Origin of the sequence: Sphingomicrobium sediminis (genome assembly GCF_023805295.1) — a bacterium.
GTDB classification, from domain to species: domain Bacteria; phylum Pseudomonadota; class Alphaproteobacteria; order Sphingomonadales; family Sphingomonadaceae; genus Sphingomicrobium; species Sphingomicrobium sediminis.
Genome location: NZ_JAMSHT010000001.1, coordinates 342,635 through 365,502 on the forward strand (window position 1 = coordinate 342,635; position 22,868 = coordinate 365,502).

At 64.5% G+C, this 22,868-nt stretch carries 25 protein-coding genes; 10 read left to right on the plus strand and 15 right to left on the minus strand.

Features of this window, described 5'->3' with window-relative positions; genetic code table 11:
• Positions 1 to 2: 2 nt before the first annotated feature.
• From NDO55_RS01665 to NDO55_RS01675, 3 genes are all read right to left on the minus strand, one after another.
• A complete protein-coding gene (locus NDO55_RS01665; protein WP_252111806.1) occupies positions 3 to 986 on the minus strand; it encodes a chlorophyllide a reductase iron protein subunit X in 984 nt (327 codons plus the stop codon).
• Positions 983 to 1,915, minus strand: coding sequence for a chlorophyll synthesis pathway protein BchC (gene bchC, locus NDO55_RS01670; protein ID WP_252111808.1), 933 nt, complete (start codon positions 1,913 to 1,915; stop codon positions 983 to 985). Before bchC ends, NDO55_RS01665 begins: the two co-directional genes overlap by 4 nt.
• Before the next feature lie 116 nt (positions 1,916 to 2,031).
• Positions 2,032 to 3,171 carry a methyltransferase gene (locus tag NDO55_RS01675; protein WP_252111810.1) on the minus strand — a complete coding sequence of 380 codons (1,140 nt, stop codon included), beginning with the start codon at positions 3,169 to 3,171 and terminating at the stop codon, positions 2,032 to 2,034.
• 61 nt (positions 3,172 to 3,232) lie between these two features.
• Here NDO55_RS01675 and crtD point away from each other — a divergent pair, with 61 nt between their 5' ends.
• Positions 3,233 to 4,792 carry a 1-hydroxycarotenoid 3,4-desaturase CrtD gene (gene crtD, locus NDO55_RS01680; protein ID WP_341869959.1) on the plus strand — a complete coding sequence of 520 codons (1,560 nt, stop codon included), beginning with the start codon at positions 3,233 to 3,235 and terminating at the stop codon, positions 4,790 to 4,792.
• Between the two features lie 119 nt (positions 4,793 to 4,911).
• Positions 4,912 to 5,631 carry a hydroxyneurosporene dehydrogenase gene (locus NDO55_RS01685; RefSeq protein ID WP_252111814.1) on the plus strand — a complete coding sequence of 240 codons (720 nt, stop codon included), beginning with the start codon at positions 4,912 to 4,914 and terminating at the stop codon, positions 5,629 to 5,631.
• Here NDO55_RS01685 and NDO55_RS01690 read toward each other — a convergent pair.
• The 9 genes from NDO55_RS01690 to NDO55_RS01730 form a co-directional block, all read right to left on the minus strand.
• Positions 5,578 to 5,754 carry a hypothetical protein gene (locus NDO55_RS01690; protein ID WP_252111816.1) on the minus strand — a complete coding sequence of 59 codons (177 nt, stop codon included), beginning with the start codon at positions 5,752 to 5,754 and terminating at the stop codon, positions 5,578 to 5,580. The two genes, NDO55_RS01685 and NDO55_RS01690, sit on opposite strands and share 54 nt — an antisense overlap.
• Positions 5,751 to 6,617, minus strand: coding sequence for an alpha/beta fold hydrolase BchO (gene bchO, locus NDO55_RS01695; RefSeq protein ID WP_252111818.1), 867 nt, complete (start codon positions 6,615 to 6,617; stop codon positions 5,751 to 5,753). The genes NDO55_RS01690 and bchO overlap by 4 nt, the downstream gene beginning before the upstream one ends.
• Positions 6,614 to 8,290 carry a magnesium chelatase subunit D gene (locus NDO55_RS01700; RefSeq protein ID WP_252111820.1) on the minus strand — a complete coding sequence of 559 codons (1,677 nt, stop codon included), beginning with the start codon at positions 8,288 to 8,290 and terminating at the stop codon, positions 6,614 to 6,616. Before NDO55_RS01700 ends, bchO begins: the two co-directional genes overlap by 4 nt.
• Positions 8,287 to 9,288: a magnesium chelatase ATPase subunit I gene (gene bchI / locus NDO55_RS01705; protein WP_252111822.1), complete on the minus strand. Its 1,002-nt coding sequence runs from the start codon at positions 9,286 to 9,288 to the stop codon at positions 8,287 to 8,289. Before bchI ends, NDO55_RS01700 begins: the two co-directional genes overlap by 4 nt.
• Before the next feature lie 45 nt (positions 9,289 to 9,333).
• Positions 9,334 to 11,160 carry a carboxylesterase family protein gene (locus tag NDO55_RS01710; RefSeq protein WP_252111824.1) on the minus strand — a complete coding sequence of 609 codons (1,827 nt, stop codon included), beginning with the start codon at positions 11,158 to 11,160 and terminating at the stop codon, positions 9,334 to 9,336.
• Between the two features lie 116 nt (positions 11,161 to 11,276).
• Entirely contained in the window at positions 11,277 to 11,564 is a 288-nt protein-coding gene (locus NDO55_RS01715; protein ID WP_252111826.1) for a GNAT family N-acetyltransferase, read from the minus strand.
• 35 nt (positions 11,565 to 11,599) lie between these two features.
• Positions 11,600 to 12,319 (minus strand): cytochrome c biogenesis CcdA family protein, encoded by a 720-nt coding sequence (locus NDO55_RS01720; RefSeq protein WP_252111828.1) that lies wholly within the window; start codon positions 12,317 to 12,319, stop codon positions 11,600 to 11,602.
• A gap of 6 nt (positions 12,320 to 12,325) precedes the next feature.
• Positions 12,326 to 12,784, minus strand: coding sequence for a thioredoxin family protein (locus NDO55_RS01725; RefSeq protein WP_252111830.1), 459 nt, complete (start codon positions 12,782 to 12,784; stop codon positions 12,326 to 12,328).
• A gap of 79 nt (positions 12,785 to 12,863) precedes the next feature.
• Complete coding sequence (locus tag NDO55_RS01730) at positions 12,864 to 13,550, minus strand: queuosine precursor transporter (protein ID WP_252111832.1); 687 nt, start codon at positions 13,548 to 13,550, stop codon at positions 12,864 to 12,866.
• A 120-nt stretch (positions 13,551 to 13,670) separates the two neighbouring features.
• Here NDO55_RS01730 and NDO55_RS01735 point away from each other — a divergent pair, with 120 nt between their 5' ends.
• The 7 genes from NDO55_RS01735 to NDO55_RS01765 all read left to right on the plus strand — a co-directional run bounded on the left by NDO55_RS01735 (position 13,671) and on the right by NDO55_RS01765 (position 19,814).
• Entirely contained in the window at positions 13,671 to 14,663 is a 993-nt protein-coding gene (locus NDO55_RS01735; protein ID WP_252111834.1) for an adenosine kinase, read from the plus strand.
• Entirely contained in the window at positions 14,660 to 15,235 is a 576-nt protein-coding gene (locus tag NDO55_RS01740) for an LOG family protein (protein ID WP_252111836.1), read from the plus strand. Before NDO55_RS01735 ends, NDO55_RS01740 begins: the two co-directional genes overlap by 4 nt.
• 20 nt (positions 15,236 to 15,255) lie before the next feature.
• Entirely contained in the window at positions 15,256 to 16,542 is a 1,287-nt protein-coding gene (locus NDO55_RS01745) for a NupC/NupG family nucleoside CNT transporter (RefSeq protein ID WP_252111838.1), read from the plus strand.
• Between the two features lie 119 nt (positions 16,543 to 16,661).
• A complete protein-coding gene (locus NDO55_RS01750; RefSeq protein WP_252111840.1) occupies positions 16,662 to 17,537 on the plus strand; it encodes a hypothetical protein in 876 nt (291 codons plus the stop codon).
• Between the two features lie 46 nt (positions 17,538 to 17,583).
• Positions 17,584 to 18,525 carry an isopenicillin N synthase family dioxygenase gene (locus NDO55_RS01755; protein ID WP_252111842.1) on the plus strand — a complete coding sequence of 314 codons (942 nt, stop codon included), beginning with the start codon at positions 17,584 to 17,586 and terminating at the stop codon, positions 18,523 to 18,525.
• 65 nt (positions 18,526 to 18,590) lie between these two features.
• Positions 18,591 to 18,971 (plus strand): hypothetical protein, encoded by a 381-nt coding sequence (locus tag NDO55_RS01760; protein ID WP_252111844.1) that lies wholly within the window; start codon positions 18,591 to 18,593, stop codon positions 18,969 to 18,971.
• Positions 18,972 to 19,025: 54 nt separating this feature from the next.
• A complete protein-coding gene (locus tag NDO55_RS01765; protein WP_252111846.1) occupies positions 19,026 to 19,814 on the plus strand; it encodes a thioesterase family protein in 789 nt (262 codons plus the stop codon).
• Here the strand turns inward: NDO55_RS01765 and NDO55_RS01770 are convergent.
• Entirely contained in the window at positions 19,811 to 20,254 is a 444-nt protein-coding gene (locus NDO55_RS01770) for a cytidine deaminase (protein WP_252111848.1), read from the minus strand. The two genes, NDO55_RS01765 and NDO55_RS01770, sit on opposite strands and share 4 nt — an antisense overlap.
• Before the next feature lie 60 nt (positions 20,255 to 20,314).
• Here NDO55_RS01770 and NDO55_RS01775 point away from each other — a divergent pair, with 60 nt between their 5' ends.
• On the plus strand, positions 20,315 to 20,779 hold the full coding sequence (locus NDO55_RS01775) for a hypothetical protein (protein WP_252111850.1): 465 nt from the start codon (positions 20,315 to 20,317) through the stop codon (positions 20,777 to 20,779).
• 12 nt (positions 20,780 to 20,791) lie between these two features.
• Here NDO55_RS01775 and NDO55_RS01780 read toward each other — a convergent pair whose 3' ends face one another.
• Positions 20,792 to 22,243 (minus strand): AMP nucleosidase, encoded by a 1,452-nt coding sequence (locus NDO55_RS01780; protein ID WP_252111852.1) that lies wholly within the window; start codon positions 22,241 to 22,243, stop codon positions 20,792 to 20,794.
• A 110-nt stretch (positions 22,244 to 22,353) separates the two neighbouring features.
• Positions 22,354 to 22,725 carry a hypothetical protein gene (locus NDO55_RS01785; RefSeq protein ID WP_252111854.1) on the minus strand — a complete coding sequence of 124 codons (372 nt, stop codon included), beginning with the start codon at positions 22,723 to 22,725 and terminating at the stop codon, positions 22,354 to 22,356.
• Between the last annotated feature and the right edge of the window lie 143 nt (positions 22,726 to 22,868).

Sequence of the window (22,868 nt, forward strand, 5' to 3'; positions counted from 1 at the left end):
CCTTACACCTCGTCATAGATCACCTCGAGGCTGGGTTTTTCTTCGAACGTGCCGCCGCGCATGTCGGCCTGGGTCGCGGGGACGAGCTCGACATTGCCGCCCGTATCTTCCGGGCTGAACAGGCCGAGCAGGCCGTCCTGGTCCAATGGCGTGGGCTGGCGCGGGCCGGCTTGCTCGACATTGGTGGCGAGTTCTTCGAACAGGCTGCCCCATTCGCCATCAGGCGTGCCGATGATCTGATAATTGGCGGATTTGCGACGAATATCTTCGTTCGCGGGGATGGCGGTGAGCACCGGAATGTCGACCGCTTCGGCAAAAGCCTGCGCTTCGCCGGTGCCGTCATCCTTGTTCACGATCATGCCGGCGACGCCGACATTGCCGCCCATCTTGCGGAAATATTCGACCGCCTTGCAGACATTGTTGGCGACGTAGAGCGACTGAAGGTCGTTCGAGCCGACGACGATCACCTTCTGGCACATGTCGCGGGCGATCGGCAGGCCGAAGCCGCCGCACACCACGTCGCCGAGGAAATCGAGCAGGACATAGTCGAAGCCCCATTCGTGGAAGCCCAGTTTCTCCATCAGCTCGAAGCCGTGGATGATGCCGCGTCCGCCGCAACCGCGGCCCACTTCGGGGCCGCCCAATTCCATTGCGAAGACGCCGTCGCGCTGGAAGCAGACATCCTCGATGGTGACTTCCTCGCCCGCGAGTTTCTTCTTGGCGCTGGTTTCGATGATGGTCGGGCAGGACTTGCCGCCGAACAGCAGGCTGGTTGTGTCCGATTTCGGATCGCAGCCGATGAGCAGGACGCGTTTGCCCTGCTGCGCCATCATGTAGGAGAGGTTGGAGAGCGCGAAGCTCTTGCCCGAGCCGCCCTTGCCGTAGATGGCGATGATCTGCGTTTCCTTGGTGACCTCGCCATCATGGACGGGATCGGGTTCGATCGCGGCTTCATCGCGTAATTTCTGTGTGTCGACGAGGCTCATGCGGCGCTCCAATCCAAGACCATCTTGAGGCAGTCCGCATCGTTGAAAGCGGCCGGATAGGCTTCGGTCGCTTCTGTGGCGGGACGGACGTGCGAAATGAGGTTACCGAGCCCGACATCGCCGGCGGCGACGAGCGCGCTCACGGCGGCAAGGTCTTCGGGCTGCCATTCGGCGGCGATACGCAGGCGCGCTTCCTTCATGAAAGCGGGTGCGAAGGCGAAGTCGATCCTGTCGGGATAGAAGCCGGCCAGCACGATCTCGCCGCCCTTGGCGAGGCGCATGACCAGCTGGTCGACCAGTTCCGCGCTGCCGGACGCATCATAGATGCAGGCATAGTCGCGGCGGTCGTCATCCTTGGGATCGATGATCTTGTAGCCCGAGCCGCCCTTGCGGCGGTCGGCGCGGGTTTCCCAGACCACGGGGGCAGGGGCGCCGCGCGCAATGGCGAGGCGGGTGATGAGGCGGCCGAGCACGCCATGGCCGATCACGAGATCGGGCGCGTCGCCGCCGGCGAGCGCATGATAGGCGGTCGCGGCAAGCGCGTGCAGGACGCCGTCAGCGCCCAGCGACTCGGACACGGGAAGTGCGCGGGCCGAGGGGATGATGACTTGGGAAGCGCTGCCGCCGAACAGGCCACGCGCGCCGTCGAAACAATTGGCGCCGGGCACGAAGACCCACTCGCCGATCCGGGCCTCCGCATCAGCGCCGGCATCAATGATGCGGCCGACCGATTCATAGCCAGGAACAAGCGGATATCCCATGCCGGGAAATGGCGGCATTGCGCCGGTCCAGAGCAGTTTCTCCGTCCCCGTGCTGACACCGCTATAATGGATTTGGACGACGACATCTCCGCTGTTTTTGGGCGTCAACTCGACCTGCCTGAGCGTCATCCGCTCTGGCGCCTCAAGTATGACGGCGGCAGCTTGCATCGCGTCTATGGTCCCCCTTCCGGGTGCCTCATCCTGTGGGTCTTCCAATGAAGAAAGCCCCAGCTGCACCCTAGACGAGTATAGCTTAGTGTCAATGCAAGTAGACAGATAAAGTGTCAGGCTACTGCGACAATCAAACTTGTCGCGATGGGCTGTGGCGGACGGATCAGGCGATGGCGCGCAAAGCCTGCATCGCGCAGCATCTCTCTATATTCGCGCGCGCTGCGCGGGCGTCCCGACCCCATCGCCCAAAGATAGAGTCCGAAATAGGCGTCACCCATGGCCTTGGCCCCGGGCGTGTCCGCCAGCGGTTCGATGATGAGCAAAGTGCTGCCTTTGGCCATGCTCTCGCGCACGCGCTGCAACAGGTCGAGGACCGGTGCGTCGTCATGATCGTGGAGAATGCGGGTCAACGATACGAGGTCGTAACCTGACGGGATTTCGTCGTCGAAGAAGCTGCCGGGGTGGAAGCGGGTGCGCTGCGCCATGCCGGCTTCCTCGAACTGGGCCTTGGCGCGCTCGACCACATCGGGGAGGTCGAAGAGGCCGAGCTCAAGCTCCGGATTGGCTTGCCCGACCGCGCGCAGGAAGGCGCCCTGGCCGCCGCCCAGGTCGAGCAGGCGGCGATGCCGTGAGAAATCGTAGGCCCCCACGGCCTGCTCGGCGACGAGGTGCTGCGATGCGGCCATGAGCTCGGAATAGGCGGCCGTATCGGTGGCCTCGCCTTTGGCGCCGGCATAGGTCCAGAATTTCGACAGGTTCGTCGGCTCGCGGCGGTTCTTTCGGAAAAGATCGAGCGGATCCGTGAGATCGCGGTACAGGATGCGGTGATGGCGCAGCATGGCGCGCGCACCTGCATTGCCGACCAACGCCGCGCCTTGCTCGCCGAGCATCCACCAGCCCGGCGCATATTGTTCGGTAAGGCCGATAGCGCCCGCCGCGCGGAGCAGCCGATCGGCAGCCTCGGGCTCGAGGCTGCACACCTTTGCTGCGGCCTTCTTGTCGAGTGGCTGTTCGGCCAACGCATCGAGCAACCCGCTCTCCTCCAGGGCCAAGGTCGCCTGCGAATAGGCAAAGCCCGCAATCAGGTTGAACAGGGAGGCCGCGCGGCGCCGCGCCATGCCGCCAATGCCAGGCAAGGCGGCCATCGCTTTCTGGAAACCGGGGCGGCCAATGGTGCGATTGCGCCAGGCAATCCAGCGCCGCCGCCAGCTTTCGGGCGGCTGGCCTGATCCTTGGGGTTCTGCCTTTGCCATCTGTCCAACTAACTGGACAGTTGATATGGTAAGGTCAATCCAAACAGGCGAAAGGGGTCGCGTGCAGGACAGGGTCGTCGTCATCGGCGCCGGGATCGGCGGGCTGGCCAGTGCGGCGCTGCTGGCCGCGCGCGGAATGGACGTGACCCTCGTCGAAAAGGAAGAAATGGTCGGCGGTAAAGCCCGCCGCGTCGAAGTGGATGGCCGCGCGATCGATGCGGGTCCGACCGTCTTCACCATGCGCGAGGTGTTCGACGATATCTTCCAAGCCTGCGGGGCGGAGCTCGATGATTTCGTATCGGTCCGGCGCGCTGACATTCTCGCTCGCCATGCCTGGAGCGGCGATGCGCATCTCGACCTGCATGCCGATCCGCAGCGCAGCGAGGACGCCATTGGCGACTTTGCCGGCGCTGATGCAGCAAAAGGCTATCGCGCCTTCAGCAAGCATACGCGCGAAATGTACGAGACGCTGGAGTCGACCTTCCTCAAGGCCGGGCATGCCCGCACGCCCTTGCCGCTGGTCTGGCGGATCGGGCCGACGCGGCTGCGCGCGCAAATGTCGATCCGGCCTTTCCAGAAGATGTGGTCCGCGCTCGGGCGCTTTTTCCCCGATCCGCGACTGCGGCAATTGTTCGGGCGCTATGCGACCTATTGCGGCTCCTCGCCATTTGATGCGCCGGCAACGCTGATGCTCATTGCCCATGTCGAGGCGCGCGGCGTGTGGCTGATCGAGGGCGGCATGCAGGCGCTGGCCGAGGCGATGCGCAACCTTGCCGAAGGGCAGGGGGCGAAGGTCAGGACAGGCGAGGCGGTTGCGCGGATCGAAATTGCTGAGGGCAAGGCCTCGGGCGTCATCCTCGAAAGCGGCGAGCGCATCGCGGCGACACAGGTCGTTTGCAACGCCGATCCTTCGGCAATTGGCTCTGGATTATTCGGTGAAGATGCGGCGCGCGCTGTCCCGGCTGTGCCACCCGCCAAGCGGTCGCTTTCGGCCTATGTCTGGCTGGCCCATGCCGAAACGTCGGGCTTCCCGCTCGCCCGCCACAACGTGCTTTTCTCGCCCGATTATCCCGCCGAATTTGCGGACATTTCGGCCGGACGGACACCCCAAGACCCCACCGCTTATGTCTGCGCGCAGAACCGTGACGCCTGCGATGGCGCGGCCCCCTATTCACGCGAACGATTGCAGATCATCGTCAATGCACCCGCGACCGGCGACCGCCGCGCGGCGACACCTGAGGAGATGGATAGATGCACAAGCGCCATGAGACGCAGCCTGGAGCGCTGCGGGCTGTCGCTGGAGCAGGACATGCCGCACCGGCTGGTCACGCCGGATCAGTGGGAACGTCTGTTTCCGTCGACGGGTGGAGCCCTTTATGGACGGGCCTCGCACGGGTGGGCGGCAAGCTTCCGGCGCCAGGGCCCCAGGACACGGATCCCTGGGCTCTATTGCGCGGGCGGGGCGACCCATCCGGGCGCGGGGGTGCCGATGGCCGCCTTGTCCGGGCAGCTGGCGGCACGCACGCTGATGTCCGACCGCGCTTCGATGTCCCGGTCGCACCCGGTGGCTACCAATGGTGGTATGTCGATGCCATCAGCGAGGACCAGCGCCACGGGCTGACAATCATCGCTTTCCTGGGCAGCGTCTTCTCGCCTTATTATAAGTCGAGCGGGCGGCATGACCCGATCGATCATAGCGCTCTCAACGTCGCGCTGTACGGGCCCAAGGCGCGCTGGGCGATGACCGAGCGACCGCGCGGCAATGTGGCGCGCGAAGCGGATACGCTGGCGATCGGGCCCAGCCAGGTCCATTGGACCGGCGACCATCTCGAAATCCTGATCGAGGAACGCGACAAGCGCCTGTTCAATCCGTGGCAGCGTCCTGTGCGCGGCGTCGTTCGGCTGTTTCCCGAAATGCTCAATCCGACCCCGTTCGCGCTCGATCCGGAGGGGCGGCATCATTGGCATTGCTTTGCACCGCGCGCGCGGATCGAGGTGGAAATGACCGAGCCGGGGCTGAGCTGGCGCGGCCATGCCTATTTCGATTCCAACAGTGGCGTGGAGTCGCTCGAGGAGGGGTTTCGCCAGTGGCATTGGTCGCGCGCGCATCGCGGCAGTGAGGCGGTGGTCTGTTACGAGGGCACGCGCCGCGACGGGTCGCCTTTCGCCAGCACCTTGCGCTTCGATGCGGCAGGCAATGCGCGCGAGGCCGAATTGCCACCCGTCGCGCCGCTGTCGTCGACCGGCTGGTTGGTCGAGCGCAAGACACGCGCCGATCGCGGCCATGCGAGCGTCCTAAAGACATGGGAAAATGCGCCATTCTACGCGCGCTCGACCATCGGGGCACGGCTCTATGGCGAGCCGGTGGTCATGGTACAGGAAAGCCTCGACCTCGACCGCTTCGCCTCACCGGTCGTCCAGTTCATGCTCCCCTATCGCATGCCCCGCCACGCGGTCTGAGCGGGCTTTCTCCTCGCGGTCGCGCTTGATCTCGCGATTGACTGACCAGAGCTGCCAGCCGCCGAAGCCGAACGCGATGACGGCGACGAAAATGATTTCGATGAGGCCTGCATATTCTCTCATTGGAGCGCGCTTTCGATTAGTTCGGCGGCAAGGTCCGGGCGTTCCTCATGGGCGATGTGGCCGAGCCCGGTGAGGATTTCGAGGCGGCAGTCAGGCAGCGCCTTGCAGGCATCGCGGACCGCCGACATGGGCACCGCGCGATCGCGGTCGCCATGGACGAGCAATACGGGCACGCCGATCTCGCCGAGGCGGCGATTGAGCCCGGCAAGGTCCCAGTCCGCCATCATCGCCAATGCGCCTTTGCAGTGCGCGCTGTTTCCAAGAAGCCGCGCATAGAGGCGACGCCCGGCCGCATCGATTTCGGAGCCGGTGGCGCGGCGGATGAAGCGGTCGGCCTCGCCCGGGAAGCGGGTCATTCCGGAAAAGATGCGCGGCACGAGCGGATTGACGAAGAGCAGCTTAGCGAGCGCCGGAAACAGGAATTCGGCGGGGCCGGCGAAGGGGCTGAGGGCAGGGCCGAAACCGACCACAGGCGCGTCGACATGACCGGCGAGCACGAGCTGCAGCGCAATGGCCGCGCCGGCCGAGTGGCCGACCAACAAGTCGGGCTCGACGTCCATTTCTTCAAGCAGGAGTGCAATGGCGCTGCCCATCGCGTCGAGCGAGCGGTTCCGGACACGGTGGCTGTCGGTGAAGGCATGGCCCGGCAGGTCGAGCGCGATGACGCGGTGTGTCTTGGCCAGCAGCGGCGCGATGTCGCGCCAGCTATGCGTGGAAGCGCCGGTGCCGTGAAGCAGCAGGATAGTCTTGCCTGCGCCCATTTCCTGGACATGCCAGTCGATCCCGCCGGCCTTGACGAAGCGGCTGGCAATGCGATGCGGCCAGTCGGCGCCGTCGCTGGCCCAGTCGAGCGGCGCGCTCATGGCCGGGACGCGCTCTGACGCGCGGCGTCGGCTGCGTCATGCAGCGCCGCAGCATCGGCATGGGGAAGCGCGAGAAATCCGGCCTGCATCCATTTGGCGAGCGCAGCGGCATCCTTGCCGGGGCGCGGCGAGATCTCGATGACGAGCGCATCGAAGCCGCGCGCCCCGAGGATCTTGGCGGCGCTCTCGGCATCCTCACCGGCCTGCCCGCGGCCGGGCGCACCATCGGCGGCGATATTGGCGCGTCCGTCGGTGAGGAAGAGGAGGAACGGGGTCTGGCCGTTCTGGCGCGCGCGGTCGGCAAGCTCGGTCGCCATGCGGATGCCGGAGGCCAAGGGTGTGCCGCCACCGCCGGGCAATTCGGCCAGCGCCCGACGCGCGCGGGTGAGCGAGCGGGTGGGGGGCAGCAGCAATTCGGCGCCCTTGCCGCGAAAAGCGATGAGCGCGACTTCGCTGCGCGTCACATAGGCCTGGGCCAGCATCAGTTCGACCGCACCCTTGGCCTCAGCGAGGCGGGCCAATGCGGCCGAGCCAGAAGCGTCGACACAGAAGATGGTGAGGCTGCGCGCACGTTGTTCGAAGCGGCGGATGCGCAGGTCGTCCTTGCGGACCTGAACCCGGCCATGCTGGGCCTCGCGGCGGCGCAGCGGCTGCCACGGGATGGCTGCGCGCAACGTGTCGACCAATGCGATACGTGCGCCGCGTCCGGGCGCGCCGGGGCGCGGCGGGCGCGGGCGACCGCCGGTCAGCGAATGGCGTTTGCGTCCCGCACCCTGGCCCTGGCCGCCGCGCTGGATCGTCCCGGCAGCGATGCGGGCGAGGATGTCGGGAGGAATGGACGCTGTGGCGGCTTGGAGGACGCGGTCTTCGAGCGTCGACGGCTGTTGTTCCTCGATGCCGTCGTCCGACCGATCGCCTTGCTCGTCCTCGGGCGGTGGCGGCGGTTCGGGTTCGGCTTCGGGAAATTGTGTCGCGCGCGGTGCAAGGACGAGGCGCGCGGCCACTTCCAGATCCTTCTCGTCGACGGACTTTCGCCTCTTGAGCGCGGCATGCGCTCGTGCCGTTGCGACGGCGAAGATGGGCGCACGCAGGGAGGCGATCCCCAGCATAGAAGCGATCCGGGCGAGGGCCGCCAGTTGGGTGTCGTCCAAGGGGGCGACCTCATCCAAGGCGTCGGCCTTGCCCTTGGGCATCGCGGTCGCATCGAGCTTGGACAGGCCGGAAAGATCGCAATGCAGGGCGACGCGTTCGCGCAAGGCGACGGACGGGGCTTCGTCGGGTTCGATCCCGTCGTCGAGCAGCACTAGGCCGATATCGGCGCCGCCATCTATGGCCTGAGCAATCTTGCCGGCAATGCCGTCGGATAAGCGCTCGGCCATCGCGATGAGGATGGTGTCGCCACGGGCGCGATCGATCAGGCCCTGTTGGTGGACGGTCTTGCCCGCAGCGAGGCTGGCGGCGAGGTCGGTCCCGCCCAGCAGCCGCTCATCGTCGATGTTGAGCGGGAGGCGACGCACGTCCGTTTTCTCGAGCAATTGCTCGACCACGAGATCACGCGCCGGGCCGTGGCCGCGCAGGACGATGCCACCCAATTGGCGCGGGGCGATGAGGTAGAGGCGAAGGGCCAGCAGCGCATCGGCCAGCGGATCGACGCTGCCCGGCGCCGGGTTCATCCGAAGCTTTCTTCGATCGCGCGTTCGATCCGCGTCGTCGATCCGGTTTCGTCGAGCACGTCGCGGCGCAGGCGGTGGCGCAATGCCATTGGCGCAACCGCGATGAGATGCTCGCGCCGGACCGCGCGGGCGCCGTTCAATGCAGCGAGCGCCTTGGCAGCGCGCATCAACGTGAGCTCGCCGCGCAGGCCGTCGGCGCCGACCGCAAGGCACAAGGTCGCGGCATCCTCCAAGACATCGTCCGGCACCTCAAGGCTCGCGACCTTCTTCTTGCCGCGCTCGATCTGCTTGAGGATCTTGGCATCCTCTTCGGCCCATTGTCCGGCGAAGGCGTCAGGGTCGCGATCATGCGCGCCGCAGCGCTTCATAATCTCGACGCGCTTTTCCATTTCATCGGGCGTGCGCACCTCGACCGACAGGCCGAAACGGTCGAGCAATTGCGGGCGCAGTTCGCCTTCCTCGGGATTGCCGCTGCCGATGAGGACGAATTTGGCGCGGTGGCGGACCGACAGGCCTTCGCGCTCGACGACATTCTCGCCCGACGCGGCAACGTCGAGCAAGAGATCGACGAGGTGATCCTCGAGCAGGTTGATCTCGTCGATATAAAGAAAGCCGCGATGTGCCTTAGCGAGCAAGCCGGGTTCGAAACGCTTCTCGCCCGTGCGGAGTGCGCGTTCGAGGTCGAGCGCGCCAACGACGCGATCCTCGCTGGCGCCCAGTGGCAGGTCGACGACGGGGACGGGGCGCTTGCGTGTGCGGCCCGACGTGCAGGGGTCGGGGCAGGTGCCTTTTTCATCGGGGGCGCAGGCAAAGCGGCAATTCTCGACCGCGCTCATCGGTGGCAGCAAAGCGGCCAGCGCGCGGGCCGCGGTCGACTTGCCGGTGCCGCGATCGCCGAACACCATGACCCCGCCGATGGTCGGATCGACGGCCGCGATGAGCAGCGCCTGCTTCATCTCGTCCTGGCCGACAATCGCGGAAAAAGGGAAACGCGCCATGTCAATCAAGTTGGACGAAGGCAGGCGTCAGGACAAGCCACTTTCCTAGGGCGCGTGAAACTGCTCCAGCCAGGCTTCGAAGAGCGCCTGCGTTTCCTCGTCCTGATAGGTATGGCCGCGCCCTTCGACGCCGCGGAAGGTGACGATGGCGCCAGCTTCCTCCAGCGCCTCCGCAAGCTTTTTGGCTTCGCCATAGGCCAAGGCTGCATCCGCGGTGCCGTGATAGATGAAAACCGGCACGCCTTCGAAGACCTTGAGATATTCCGGGATCAGGAAATTGGGTTGCGGCACGCCCAGCCATTCCTGCGCGAGATTGGGGTGCCCCGCGAAGATGGCGACACCGGCATAGCGATGGGGATGCGCATAAAAAGCTCGCAAGGCGCCGTAGCCGCCCATCGAAAAGCCGCCGATGACGATACGCTCGGGATCGAGGTCGAAGTCGCGGGTGGCGGCGTCGAGGGCTTCGATGATGTCGACCTGGCTCTCGGCCATGGCATAGGCGCGATATTTGTCACGGCCACAGGGCGCGATCTCGACCATGCGGCCATCGCCGCGCCGGCGGTCGAGCAGGCCCTGGTCGTCGGTCCCGCTGCCATGGAGGAAGAGGATGGCAGGCCGGGCGCCGCCGGTCGACGCACCTTCCGGCACGTGGACCGAATAAGGCTGGAGGCTGTCATCGAGCGCGGAGCGGAAGGCCCGCCGGTAGGGCGCGTTGACGTTGGCGAAGGGATCATCGCCAGCGGTCGCCGTGGCCAATGCGTTTTCGAATGCGGTCCAGCGCGCGCCGAGATCGTCGGCAGCTTCGTACGGAGCGATGGAGCCTATCGCCCGTCGTAGTTCCTCGAAACGGAAGCTCAGCGTGTCGAACGTACCTTGGTCTGACTCGCCTTCGAGCACGGCCAATTCCATGGACGCGACCGTGAGGTCGATCTCGGGAAGGATGACAAGCGGGCCTTCGTCGGACCAGTCAGCGCCCGAAATGGCGAGGCTGTAGGTGCCTGCCGATCGGCCGGACAGGTCGAAAACCGGGGCCTCGGGCGCGATCGTGCTAGCCTGAATCGGGGCGCCATTCTCGTCGAGAAGTTCGACACGGACGGGTGCTGGGTCGGCATCCCCATAGAGCGCCCAGTCGAGGGTCAGGCTTTGCCCGGTAGCCAAGGTGCGCAAGGCGGGACGCACCCGCTGGGCGGCCGGAGCAGCGCCAAAGGAAAGTGGTACACTGGCGCGGTCGAGCATTTCCTCGTCCCAGACGCCGTCATCATGCACGAGCTTGTAGACGTAGGGGAAGTAGCCCGCTTCTTCCGTTTGGAGCCCCTTGGCGAACATGAGGTTGATACCGGCAATGTCGTCGAAGCCGGCCCGGAACGGGCGGATGTCGCCCCAGTCGATCAGGGCTTCGAACACGGTGCCGTCGGGTCCCGCCGCTTCGGCGACGCGGCTGTCACCGCGGAAACGTCGATAGACCTGGTCGCCATTCTGGACGGCAAGGAATGCCTCGGCCCCGTCATCGCCTTCGGGGCGTGGATCTCCGTAAATCTCGACGAAATTGCCCGAACGTCCATCGGGGGCGTCAGTCAGGATGATGCGCCAGCCATCGCCCCACAGATAGCCACGATTATGATAGCTGACCGCGTCGCCATCATGGCTGATGGCGAGGTAGAGATGGTCGGGCGTATAGCCGAGGCGAAAGCGGATTTCGGGGACGGGCACGTCGGGATTGTCGAGCCGGTTTTCGACGCGAAATTGCTGCGCGGGCAATGCTGCCTCTGCTGCGGACAGGTTTCCGTCAATCTGCGGATCGGTGTCGAGATAGGTTGCGGTCACCGGCTGGCCGGCCGCCGCAGCAGCAGCCGTAAGAAGAAGCGAAATCATGGTCGTGCAGCCCCCTGCATGAAGCGAAACTCGTGCCCGTCATCGACGGAAGTTCGGGGATGCGCGTGTGATGTTCGACTAAGACACGCGTTGCTTCGACGACGGTTGTAGTCGAACTAGATGCCCTGGACGATATCGCCCCAGCCGTGGCGCGAGGCCTGCGCCTTGAAGAAGGGGCAGACGGGGATGATCTTCCAGCCCTTTTCCTTCGCATCGGCATAGGCACGCTCGGCGAGCTTTTCGCCGAGGCCCTGGCCGCGGGCCGAGGGCGGCACGAAGGTGTGGTCGATCATGATCAGCTCGGCATTGGTGCGGCTGAACGTCATTTCCGCGGCTTCGTCGCCCTCTTTGGGCATGACATGCCAGCGGCCGCGACCATTTTCTTCTTCGAACTGAATATCCATGAAGCCCTCAACCTCTCTTGGCCCGGAAGGTTGCGCTAGAAGCGCGTGGTGAACTCGATCAGCCCTTGCGGCAGCACTTCGAGAAGGGCGGCCTCAACCGCCTTGTCGAAGCCCGTCAGCACGGCAGCGCCGACGATGACGAGCATCGCGCCGAAGAGCGGCTTGGCAATGCGCGATAATTTGCGAGCCATGCCCGACCGTTCGCCGAGCGTGGTGCGGGCGCCGTAGGCTAGCGCGAGAATGGCCAGGGCGACGCCGAGCCCGAAGACCAGGAATGTCAGGAAGGCCTGCCCGAGATTTTCTCCGGCAGAAGCGGCGGCGATGGCGACGCCGAGCGTCGGTCCGACACAGGGGGCCCAGACGAGCCCAAGCAGCAGGCCGATGCCATACTGGCCGAGGAGGCCATCGCCCGAGACCGTGGTAAGCTTGTCGTTGGCGCGCGCGGTCAGCGGCGCGGCCGCTGCGGAGAGGGCCGCCTGCGCTTTCGGCACGAGCAGCACGATACCGGCCAAGGCGAGCAAAGCGCCCGCAATGCTGCGGACCAGCGCGCCGTCGAGACCGATCGAGAAGCCGAAGGCGATGATCGCGAGGCCAACGGTCGAAAAGCTCGTCACCAGCCCGGCGGCGAGTGCGAGCGGCCCCAGCTTGTGCTGACCCAGTGCCGACCCGATCAGGACCGGCAGGATAGGCAGTACGCAAGGGTTGAGGAGGGTGACGACCCCCGCGATGAAGGCAAGGCCGAGGCTGGCGAGCATGATGGCCTAGGCGGCGTCGCCGAGGACGACATCGCGCAGGCGCATGGGATCGGTCTCGGCGACCGAACGCTGGACTTCCTCGCCATTTTCGAAGCGCAGCACGGTCGACTGGCGCGGGATGCGCAATGCCCTCACGAAATCCTTGTCGCGGTCATAGTCGACCTTGAGCAGCAGCGCGTCATCTAGCGCCTCTTCTTCGGCCAGCTCGTCGAGGATGGGGGCCTGCGCCTTACAGGTCGGGCACCAGTCGGCATAGACATCGACGATGACCGTGCGGCCCTCTGCCTGCGCCTCGGCGAAGGCAGCGCCAGTAAAGTCGGTCCAGGCGGCGGGCACGTCCTTGGCGGCGCGGTCGGCGTCGGCTTCGAGCAACATGGCATAGCTGTCGGTCGTGTCGGCGGCCGGGGTTTCGGTGGTGCAGGCGGCCAGCGCCGCAGCCGTGGCGGCAAGAGGAATGATACGCATGGAAAAATGGTCCCCGATAAAATGATCCGTCAGCCCCTCATACGCGGCTTGGCCGCGCAAGGTTACACGGACCTTGAGATCAGGCGGCCTGCTGCGCCTTTGGCGCGTCGAGCTTGCGGCCGAGGCTTACCATGAGCTGGACTGCCGGCGGGATGAGGACGGCGCTCAGTACCGCCTTGGCGAGCATCTGGCCGATCAGCAATTCGACGATCGGGAAGACACCGTAGAAGGCGATGGTGATGAAGATGAGGCTGTCGATCGTCTGGCTGAGGACGCCGGCGACGGCGCTGCGCAGCCACAGGAGGCGACCGCCGGGCTTCTTCATCTTCTCGAAGATCCAGACATTGAGCAGGGTCGAGATGCCGTAGGCGGCGATCCCGGCAAGCCAGATGCGCGGGGTCGATGCTAGCAGCAGTTCGAAGGCCGAGAGGCGCTCGGGATCCATTTCCTCGGCGGGCGGGATCTGCAGCACAAGCAAGGTCAGCAGCGAGGCCATGATGAGCGGCACGAAACCGAACAGGACGAGGCGCTGCGCGGTTTTCTGCCCGAATAACTCGGTCACCGCGCTCGCCGTGATGACGAGCAGGAGGAAGGGGAAGATACCGCTTTCGACCGCAAGCATGCCGACGCCGGGCAATTCGAATAATTGCGCCTGCTTGTTGGCGAGCACCCCGGCAATGCAGATCATGCCGCCATAGAAGACGGAGAAGGCAAATAGCGAAATCGGGATGGCGGTGGGCGCGCTGCGCGTCGTCGTATCGGTCATGGGCGAAAGGACTGCCCGCTCGGGCGCGAAAAGGGAAGGGGGTTCGTTGACGTTGCGCACGCCTGCGGCTAGTCGGCAACACCAACTTCACAACATCCTGATTTTTCCCCGAAAGGCCCCATGACCGACACACGTTTCGATATTGTCGCGATGGGCGATGCGATCGTCGATGTGATCGCGCCGTGCGAACCCGAATTCCTTGTCGAGCATGCGCTTCCGGCGGGCTCGATGCAGTTACTGACGCCGCTCGAAGCCGATCAACTCTACGAGGCGATGGGCGTTGCCGAAGAGCATTCGGGCGGGTCGGCTGCCAATTCGATGGCGGGTGTTGCCGGCATGGGCGGCAAGGCGGCCTTTATCGGGCAGATTGCAGACGACCAGTTCGGCAAGATTTTCCGCCACGACCTTACCAGCATGGGCGTGCATTTCGACACGCCGGCTTTGCCTTTCACGCAGGACTGCCCGACGGGGCGCTGCCTCATCCTCGTGACGCCCGACGGGCAGCGCACGATGAATACGGCGCCGGGTGCGAGCCACCAGCTCGAGGCCGCGCAGGTGAGCGAAGACCTCGTCCGCGCCTCGCGTATCCTTTATCTGGAAGGCTATCTGTTCGGGCCTGAAAAACCGCGCGCCGCGATGATGGCCGCGCGCAAGATGGCCCATGCCTCGCAGCGCGAAGTGGCCTTCACCTTGTCCGAAAGCGTCTGCATCACCGAACGCCGCGATCCCTTCATCGAGCTGATCGAGAAAGGCGGGGTGGACCTGCTTTTCTGCAATGCTGACGAGGCGAAGATCCTGACCGGCGCCGCCGATGCCGACACGGCGATCGAGCGGCTGGGGCGCACCGTCCCGACCATGATCGTCACCGATGGCGCTGCCGGTGCGATGGCGCGCACCAAGGACGGCACCGTCCGCATTCCCGCCGCGCCCGTCGACAAGGTTGTCGACACGACCGGCGCTGGCGACCTGTTCGCCGCTGGCTTCCTCACGGCCTATTGCAAGGATGCGCCGCTCGAAAAATGCCTGCAGACCGGCGCCATCGCGGCAGCCGAAGTCATCTCGCATTACGGCGCGCGGCCCGAAACCAACCTCAAGGATTTGATCGACCTGTGACCCTCAAGCGCATCGCCATCTATTGCGGCCACCAGGCCGGTGAAAACCCTGCCTATCGCGACACTGCCGTCGCGCTCGCCAACGCCATGGCCGAACGCGGCATCGACCTCGTCTATGGTGGGGGCAAGCTGGGGCTGATGGGGATTGTTGCCGACACCGTGCTCGAGGCTGGCGGCAAGGTCTATGGCGTTATCCCGCAGAGCCTGATCGACGTCGAAGTGGCGCATCCGGGCCTTACCGAATTGCATCCGGTCCCCGGCATGCATGAGCGCAAGGCCAAGATGACCGAGCTCACCGACGCTTTCGTCTGCCTACCGGGCGGCATCGGGACGCTGGACGAATTGATGGAAGCCTGGACGTGGAATGCGCTGGGCTATCATTCCAAGCCCTTCTGCCTGTTGAACGTCGAAGGCTTCTGGGACGGTTTCGCCAGTTTTTGCGACAAGATCGCCAATGAAGGCTTCATGAGCGCGGATCGCCGCAAGCAGTTGTTGATGGCGCACGAACCTGTCGAAGCCATCGAAAAGCTGGACGCGGCCGCCGCGAACGGTACACAAGGCATGGTCTGGTAAGCCGGGGAGGGCGAACACCAATGCAAATCCTGATGAGTTTCGCAGGCATCGCGCTGATCCTGCTGCTGGCCTTCATCCTGTCGACCGATCGCAAGGCGATCCGCCTGCGCGTTGTCGGCGCCGCCTTCGCCCTGCAGGCCGGTATTGCCGCCCTCGTGCTTGGCACCAGTTGGGGCGCTGCGGGGCTCGAATGGATGGCCAATGGTGTAAGCGCACTGCTCGGTTACTCGGCCGCAGGCACGCAATTCCTGTTCGGCCCCAACGAGAGCAATCCGCTGGCGAACACCTTCGTGATCGCTGCCTTGCCCGTCATCGTCTTCTTCGCCGCGCTCATCAGCATCCTCTATTATCTCGGCATCATGCAGCAGATCATCAAATGGGTGGGTGGCGCGCTGCAGGCCATTACCGGCATCTCCAAGGTCGAGAGTCTTGCCTCGGCGGCCAACATCTTCGTCGGCCAGTCGGAAAGCCCGCTGGTCGTCAAACCTTACCTCGCCAAGCTGCCGCCGAGCCAGCTTTTCACCATCATGAGCGTCGGCATGGCCGGTGTCGCCGGCACCATCCTTGCCGCCTACGCCGCGATGGGCATCGACATCGAATTCCTCCTCGCCGCCGCATTCATGAGCGCGCCGGGCGGGATCCTGATGGCCAAGATCATCATGCCCGACCCCAAGCTCGAGCCCGCTGGCGATGTCGACCTCAACGAACAGGGGCGCAGCCCCAAGGGCGCGGCGGCCGCAGCGCTCGATGGTCATGTCGAGGATGTCGATCCGCATGGCGACGAGGAAAAGCCCGCCAACCTCATCATGGCCGCGGCCATGGGCGCTCAGACCGGCGTGAAGCTCGCCGTTGCTGTCGCAGCGATGGTGTTGGCCTTCGTCGCATTGGTCGCGCTTGCCAACGGCATCCTTGGCGGGATCGGTGGCTGGTTCGGCTATGATGATCTCACCTTCCAGCAGATCGTCGGCTATGTTTTCCAGCCAATCATGTACCTGATCGGGGTGCCGTGGGAGGAAGCCAATATTGCCGGCGGCCTGTTCGGGACAAAGGTCGTGCTCAACGAATTCGTCGCCTTCATCGATCTAGGTGCGATGGACAGCCTGTCGACCCGCACCACCGCAATCGTCACCTTCGCGCTTTGCGGCTTCGCCAACTTCTCGTCGATCGCGATCCAGATGGCGGTGACCGGCGGCCTTGCGCCCAACCAGCGCCCGACCATCGCGCGCCTGGGCCTGCGCGCGCTGGCCGCCGGTTCGCTCGCCAACCTGATGAGTGCGGCGCTTGCGGGTCTGTTGTTGAGCTTCTAGTCGAGTCAGCCCTTCGTCGGTTCGTCGAAAGTGACTTAAAAGCCGGTATCGAACCCATATGGTCTTGGTGACTTCAACAGAAGGAAGCACCAACCATGTCCTTGGCTATTGCTCTTTCGATGGCGCTCGGCGCCGCTTCACCCGCTTCCGACTGCAACCCACTTCCCGGCTGGGAGACAGTTGCACAAGCTGCCGACGGCAAGTTCCTGATTTTCGGAGAATCTCACGGGACGGCAGAATCGCCGGCTGCTGTGGCCGAATATATTTGTGCGATCTCCGAGACGCGCAGTGTCCTTCTCGCAATCGAATTCAATGCGACCAGCGACGATGCCTTCCGCGAAGTGTGGAACGGGCCGCATGAGGGTTTTCGCGAGCGGATGATCAAGACGGTAGGCGAATGGACCGGACGCGAGGATGGTGTCGCTAGCGTGGCGATGCTCGACATGCTTGAACGGCTGCATGCACTCAAGAGTGCTGGTCGCGACATCGACATCACATCCTTCAACGGTTCGAAGAATGAAACGCAACGGCGCGCACTGGCCAGTTTGCCTGCGCAGGAACCGCATGAGGCATCTCAAGCACTCAATATTCGTGCCGCTGCCGATCGCGGGAAATATGACCAGGTCGTCGTGCTGGTTGGCGAGTTGCACTCGCGGCAGAGTGCGGTGTCGATGGGCGGCGAACCGTTTCGTCCGATGGCTGCGATCCTCGATGCCGAAACCAATGTCGTGTCACTCTACATGATCCACGGGCCGGGTGAGACCTGGTCTTGCCAGTTGGCAATCGATCCCGAGGACATGCCGCCTCCCGGAACGCCCATTACGGACGACATGATAGCCTGCGCAGCCCACCCGACGCCCGCAAACCATGCAGGCGATCGTGCGCCGGGTTTTCACCTGATCGATGGCGAGAACGCGTTGCCCGATTTTGACGGCGTGTTTCATGTCGGGCCCGTGACCGCCTCTCCGCCGGCATCGTCTGCCGATCCGGTTTGACGCGCGTCAATTGCACCGACGGTCACGTGGCGCTAAAGCCCACCCCATGACCGAAGTAATCACCAGTGAAAGCGTTGCGACCGTCTCCCTGAAGGACGATCCGGACACGCTCGCCCATGACCTTGGCACCAGCTTTGTCGAATATGGTTTCGCCATCGTGCGTGACCACGGCATTCCACAGGACCTGATCGACCGCGCCTACAAGAAAGCGGAAGAGTTTTTCGCACTGCCCGAAGAGGTGAAGCGTAAGTATCATGTTGAAGGCGGCGGCGGCGCGCGCGGCTATACGCCGTTCGGGATCGAGACGGCCAAGGGTCACAAGCATCACGACCTCAAGGAATTCTACCATGTCGGGCGCGACCTGCCCGAGGGGCATCGCTTCCGCGATCATATGGCCGACAATATCTGGCCGGAAGAAATCGAGAGCTTCGAGGCGACCTTCAAGGAACTCTATGCCGAGTTCGACAAGGCTGGCGAGCGGCTGCTGCGCGCGGTTGCGCGCTTCCTGAACATCGAAGAGGAATTTCTCGTCGATGCGATCGAGGACGGCAATAGCGTGATGCGCATGCTCTTCTACCCGCCGCAGACCGAGCCGACGGGCCAGCACATCCGCGCCGGGGCGCATGGCGATATCAATGCCATCACCTTGCTGCTTGGTGCCGAGGAGGCGGGTCTCCAGCTGCTGACCAAGGAAGGCAAGTGGCTCGACGTGAAGCCCAAGGAAGGCGAGCTCGCCATCAATATTGGCGACATGCTCGACCGGCTGACCAACGGCTATCTGCCCTCGACCCAGCATCGCGTCATCAACCCGACGCCCGATCGCGCCAGTAATGCGCGTTATTCGATGCCTTTCTTCCTTCATTTCCGGAGCGACTTCGAAATCAAGGCGCTGCCCGGTTGCGTACCCGAAGGCGAGGAGCCCAAGCAGCCGCCCATCACGGCGGACGAATTCCTCCAGCAACGGTTGCGCGAGATCAAGCTGGCCTGATGGTTCCGCCGAAGCGGAAGCGCCGGTCCTTTTCGACCGGCTGGGGGCTGAAGCTGCGCCGAGCGGTGGATTGGACGATCCGTCCGGGTGAGCCTTTCTGGTCGCGCATGTTGATCGCCTATGCCGTCATCTTCACGGTGCCGATCACCATGGCCTTGTTTGCGCCGGGCATGTTGCCACAGGGCCGGCTGTTCCTTTTGCTCCTGTTCGGTCCGACCGGTGCCTTCGTGACGTGGCGCATCATTCGGAAAAGTCGGGCGATGGGTCTGCGCGATGGCCGGAGCTACGAAAAGTACGGTCGGCAAATCCTGCCGCCGGAATATTGCGACAGCGAAGACGGTCAAATGGCGGCCTATCGCCGCCGGGTCGCGGCGCGCAAGGCTGCGAAGAGCAAGCCCCATCCGCGGCGCAACATCGATGCGCCCAAGCGACCCACGGACATTTAGGGTCATTGACGCGCAACCCCTTTGGTTGCAATCCGCAACTCAAAGGAGAGTGTGATGCCCGCATTGAGTGACGCGATCGCGCAGTTGGAGCGCGACAGGGACCGGTTCACGATCCAGGCGCCCGAGGATTGGGCGCAGGGGCGCACCCTCTATGGCGGCATGACGCTGGCGCTCGCGCATGAAGCAGCGCGGCTCTATTTCGACGACCTGCCGCCGCTCAAGTCCGCGCAATGCGTGTTCGTGGGGCCGGCGCAGGGCAAGCTGCATTTCCTGCCGGGTATCCTCCGCAAGGGGCGCTCGACCACGATGGTCGCGGTCGAAGCGGTGAGCGATGACGGGCCCGTGCTGCGCGCCAGCTTCGTCTTTGCCGCGCCGCAGGCAAGCGGGATCGAGGTGACCCCGCCGCCGCTGCCCGATGTGCTGCCGCCGGACGAAGCGGGCCCGCTCTTTCCCGGCAATAACAGCCGCGCGCCCGGTTTCACCGCCAATTTCGACATGCGCCTGGGCGCGGGATCGCAGGGTGGCTCGGGCGGTGAGCCGATGATGGCGACATGGGCGAAGTTCATCGACCAACCGGGCGTGGATGCGACGACCGCGCTTCTGGCGCTCGCGGATGCACCGCCGCCTGCCGCGATCGTTCGTTTTCCCGTCATGGGGCCGCTGTCGAGCGTGACCTGGCATATCGACCTGTTGGAGGAGCCGGACAATGTGGACGGTTGGCACTTGCTGCGCGCCGAGGCCGAACAGGCCGAGGACGGCATGACCACGCAGGACATGAAGCTGTGGTCGGAGGACGGGCGCTGCCTCGCCATCGGCCGGCAGCAGATCGCGGTCTTCGTCTAGGCGCTGTCTTCCAGATTCTTGGGCCCGAAATTGTGGGGCAGGATGGCTTCGATGGTCATGCGCTCGACCGTCTTGCCGTCGCCCGAGGCGGCGAGAATCTCGATATCGCGGCCGCCGATATGCGCGGCTTCGAGGATGGCCTGGCGGCAACCGCCGCAGGGCGTGACGCTTTGGGCGCCGACCAATTCGTCTCCCGAGCCATCACCGCCGGCCACGGCGATCTTGGCAACCTTGCCGAGGCCGAAGGCGTGCTGGGCGGTCGTTAGCGCGCTCTGTTCGGCGCACAGGCCGAGCCGGTAGCAGGCATTTTCGAGGTTGGCGCCGGTGACGATCTCGCCATCGGTGCTGAGGATTGCACAGCCTACCGAGAAACCCGAATAGGGGGCATAGGCCTTGAGGGCGGCGGCGCGCGCGGCGGCGACGAGTTGTTGGTCGTTCATGGCGCTTCTTGTAAGAGCGGATGTATCGAATCACCAGTGACCGCGTGGGGGACACCGAACATGATCTTGACCGCCTTTTCCGCCCTTCTTGCCATGGTCGTGGCCGATCCTGCCGAGGACCGCGCCAAGATGGCCGAAGCGATGGGCATGCCCGCCGAAGTCGGTGAGCAGCTCTTCGCCCGCGAAATCCCGGCCGAACAGGCCAAGGCCTATGTCGAGGCGTCGGCGCCCGACCCGTTCGTCGGCGCGGTGCGCATGACAGTGCGGTCCTCGCATCGCAACGACAATCGCCTGATCCTCAATTCGGAGCGCGATTTCCGCGATCCCCTGAATGTCGGCATCTATATCGACGAGGACGGCATGAAGATGCTCGACCGTCATTTCGGTGGCGTGACCGAGACCATCCTCGCTGACCGCACGATCGTAGTTGCGGGCGTGCTGGCCGAAGTCCCGACAGGGCGCAACGGCCAGTTCACCCAGCTTCGCATGGTGATCGTCTCGCCCTACCAGATCGAGATCCAGTAGGGCGCTGATGTCCTAGCGCAGCGGCGGCTCGTCGAAGCTGCGCAGCTTGCGGCTGTGCAGCCCGTCGCCCTCGTGACGCAGATGATCGAGGGCAGCGATGCCGATGCGCAGGTGCTGGCTGATCGCCTTTTCATAAAAGGCATTGGCCTGGCCCGGCAGTTTCAGCTCGCCATGCAGCGGCTTGTCGCTGACACATAGCAGCGTTCCGTAGGGCACGCGGAAGCGATAGCCCTGTGCGGCGACGGTCGCGCTTTCCATATCGATCCCGACTGCGCGGCTCTGGTTGAAGCGCATTGCCGAGAGGGTGTAGCGCAACTCCCAGTTGCGATCGTCGGTAGTGACGACCGTGCCGGTACGCAGGCGCTTCTTCAATTCCTCGTCGCCCTCACCGGTAATGTCGAGCGCGGCGCGATACATGGCGGTCTGGACTTCGGCGATGGCCGGGATCGGGATTTCTACCGGCAGCATTTCGTCGAGGACGTGATCGTCGCGCAAATATGCGTGGGCGAGGACATAGTCGCCGATCGTCTGGCTGGGGCGGAGGCCGCCGCAATGGCCAATCATCAGCCACGCCTCAGGGCGTAGCACCGCAATATGGTCGCAAATCGTCTTGGCGTTGGAGGGGCCGACGCCGATATTCACCAAGGTGATGCCGTCGCCATCCTCGGCGATGAGGTGGTAGGCGGGCATCTGGTGCTTGCGCCACGTGCCTGCGGCAATCTGCGCCTCGGCATCGGCCAGTTGGCCGCGCTCATAATAGCCGCCCGGCACGCTGAATGCGGTGAAACGGCTGCCTTCCTTGCGCAGTTCGTCGATCGCGAAGCGGACGAATTCGTCGACATAGCGAACATAGTTGGTGAACAGGACGAAGCGCTGGAAATGCCAGGGCGAGGTACCCGAATAATGTTTGAGGCGCGCGAGACTGAAATCGGTGCGCGGCCCGTCGAACAGTGCCAGCGGGCGTGACGGGTGGATCGAATAATCCCACACGCCGTCTGCAATCTCGTCACCGATCGCTTCCAACTCGGTCGAGGGGAAGCTGCGCGAGAGTTCCGACGAGGTGATGCCCGTAAGGTCGATATCGGCCTGGTCGAGCACGAAGGGGTAGGGGATCTCCATGTGGCTGCGCCCGACGCTCACCTGCACGTCATAATCGCGCACGAGATGGATCAGCTGTTCCTTGAGGTATGAGCGGAAGAGCTGCGGACGTGCGACCGAGGTGGTGTAGGTGCCCGCTTGGTTGAGGCGGGCGAATGCGCGGCCCGGGACGGGCGGATCGCCCGACGGATCATGGTCGATCCTCAATTCGGGATAGGCAAATAGCCCTTCTGCGCGCGCGCCCATGTCGGGGCGGGTGCCATCCTTGGCGTAGGCGTGAAGCGCTTCGTGAAGGTTGGAAACGCTCTTTTCGTAAATGGCCTCCAGTTCGTCGAGGAGGCGGTCAATCTCATTCTCTTTTGTCATGGCGCGCGGAATTGGGGGCAATTGCGCAGAAAAGCAAGTCGCGCGGTCACGCAGGCGCAACAAAAAGGGCCGCCCGCGATGGACGGCCCTTCGAGAATATCAGGCGGTGATTATTCGGCCTGGGTCAGCGTCAGCGGCAATTCCGTGCCACCCTGGCTGAACGTGCCGACAAAAGCTTCGCCATTCCAGGTGCCTTCATAAGCGGCGCCGACGGCACCGATGGTGATGGTGAGGACATCGTCCTCGAGCGCGACGCCGTCGACCGGCAGCGGCTGGTCGGTCTGGGCGCGGCTATAGGCCTGCGCTTCAAGGACGCCGTCGGCATCTTCGTCGCTGACTTGGAATTCGATGGGGAGGCTCATGCCGTTGGGCAGGGCAAGATCGCCCGTCCACGTGCCGATGGCGTCGGCGGGGCTGAGGTCCTGCGCAGCGGCAGGAGCGGCGAGCAGCGCGAGGGCTGCGAGCGTTGCAAGGTTTTTCATGGGAGAGGCAGTGCCGGAGTATGCCTGAACAGGCAATGAGGCTTCTACCAACGGGTGTGTTGGCTGGATAGGACGGGGAGTGGTGTGGGGCGGGGCAGGGCGGCCTGCCCCGTCGACCCTGTCGCTCGGAAGAGCGCAGGCCG

What these genes read in the sequence shown, in the direction of transcription:
- NDO55_RS01775 (WP_252111850.1), top strand. Translation starts at nt 20,315, where the DNA reads ATGATCTTGACCGCCTTTTCCGCCCTTCTTGCCATGGTCGTGGCCGAT.
- NDO55_RS01745 (WP_252111838.1), top strand. Translation starts at nt 15,256, where the DNA reads ATGCAAATCCTGATGAGTTTCGCAGGCATCGCGCTGATCCTGCTGCTG.
- NDO55_RS01665 (WP_252111806.1), bottom strand. Translation starts at nt 986, where the DNA reads ATGAGCCTCGTCGACACACAGAAATTACGCGATGAAGCCGCGATCGAA.
- NDO55_RS01730 (WP_252111832.1), bottom strand. Translation starts at nt 13,550, where the DNA reads ATGACCGATACGACGACGCGCAGCGCGCCCACCGCCATCCCGATTTCG.
- NDO55_RS01690 (WP_252111816.1), bottom strand. Translation starts at nt 5,754, where the DNA reads ATGAGAGAATATGCAGGCCTCATCGAAATCATTTTCGTCGCCGTCATC.
- NDO55_RS01735 (WP_252111834.1), top strand. Translation starts at nt 13,671, where the DNA reads ATGACCGACACACGTTTCGATATTGTCGCGATGGGCGATGCGATCGTC.
- NDO55_RS01765 (WP_252111846.1), top strand. Translation starts at nt 19,026, where the DNA reads ATGCCCGCATTGAGTGACGCGATCGCGCAGTTGGAGCGCGACAGGGAC.
- NDO55_RS01685 (WP_252111814.1), top strand. Translation starts at nt 4,912, where the DNA reads ATGACCGAGCGACCGCGCGGCAATGTGGCGCGCGAAGCGGATACGCTG.
- NDO55_RS01755 (WP_252111842.1), top strand. Translation starts at nt 17,584, where the DNA reads ATGACCGAAGTAATCACCAGTGAAAGCGTTGCGACCGTCTCCCTGAAG.
- NDO55_RS01715 (WP_252111826.1), bottom strand. Translation starts at nt 11,564, where the DNA reads ATGGATATTCAGTTCGAAGAAGAAAATGGTCGCGGCCGCTGGCATGTC.
- NDO55_RS01785 (WP_252111854.1), bottom strand. Translation starts at nt 22,725, where the DNA reads ATGAAAAACCTTGCAACGCTCGCAGCCCTCGCGCTGCTCGCCGCTCCT.
- NDO55_RS01720 (WP_252111828.1), bottom strand. Translation starts at nt 12,319, where the DNA reads ATGCTCGCCAGCCTCGGCCTTGCCTTCATCGCGGGGGTCGTCACCCTC.
- NDO55_RS01710 (WP_252111824.1), bottom strand. Translation starts at nt 11,160, where the DNA reads ATGATTTCGCTTCTTCTTACGGCTGCTGCTGCGGCGGCCGGCCAGCCG.
- NDO55_RS01675 (WP_252111810.1), bottom strand. Translation starts at nt 3,171, where the DNA reads ATGGCAAAGGCAGAACCCCAAGGATCAGGCCAGCCGCCCGAAAGCTGG.
- NDO55_RS01780 (WP_252111852.1), bottom strand. Translation starts at nt 22,243, where the DNA reads ATGACAAAAGAGAATGAGATTGACCGCCTCCTCGACGAACTGGAGGCC.
- bchI (WP_252111822.1), bottom strand. Translation starts at nt 9,288, where the DNA reads ATGGCGCGTTTCCCTTTTTCCGCGATTGTCGGCCAGGACGAGATGAAG.
- NDO55_RS01750 (WP_252111840.1), top strand. Translation starts at nt 16,662, where the DNA reads ATGGCGCTCGGCGCCGCTTCACCCGCTTCCGACTGCAACCCACTTCCC.
- bchC (WP_252111808.1), bottom strand. Translation starts at nt 1,915, where the DNA reads ATGCAAGCTGCCGCCGTCATACTTGAGGCGCCAGAGCGGATGACGCTC.
- NDO55_RS01770 (WP_252111848.1), bottom strand. Translation starts at nt 20,254, where the DNA reads ATGAACGACCAACAACTCGTCGCCGCCGCGCGCGCCGCCGCCCTCAAG.
- bchO (WP_252111818.1), bottom strand. Translation starts at nt 6,617, where the DNA reads ATGAGCGCGCCGCTCGACTGGGCCAGCGACGGCGCCGACTGGCCGCAT.
- NDO55_RS01700 (WP_252111820.1), bottom strand. Translation starts at nt 8,290, where the DNA reads ATGAACCCGGCGCCGGGCAGCGTCGATCCGCTGGCCGATGCGCTGCTG.
- NDO55_RS01725 (WP_252111830.1), bottom strand. Translation starts at nt 12,784, where the DNA reads ATGCGTATCATTCCTCTTGCCGCCACGGCTGCGGCGCTGGCCGCCTGC.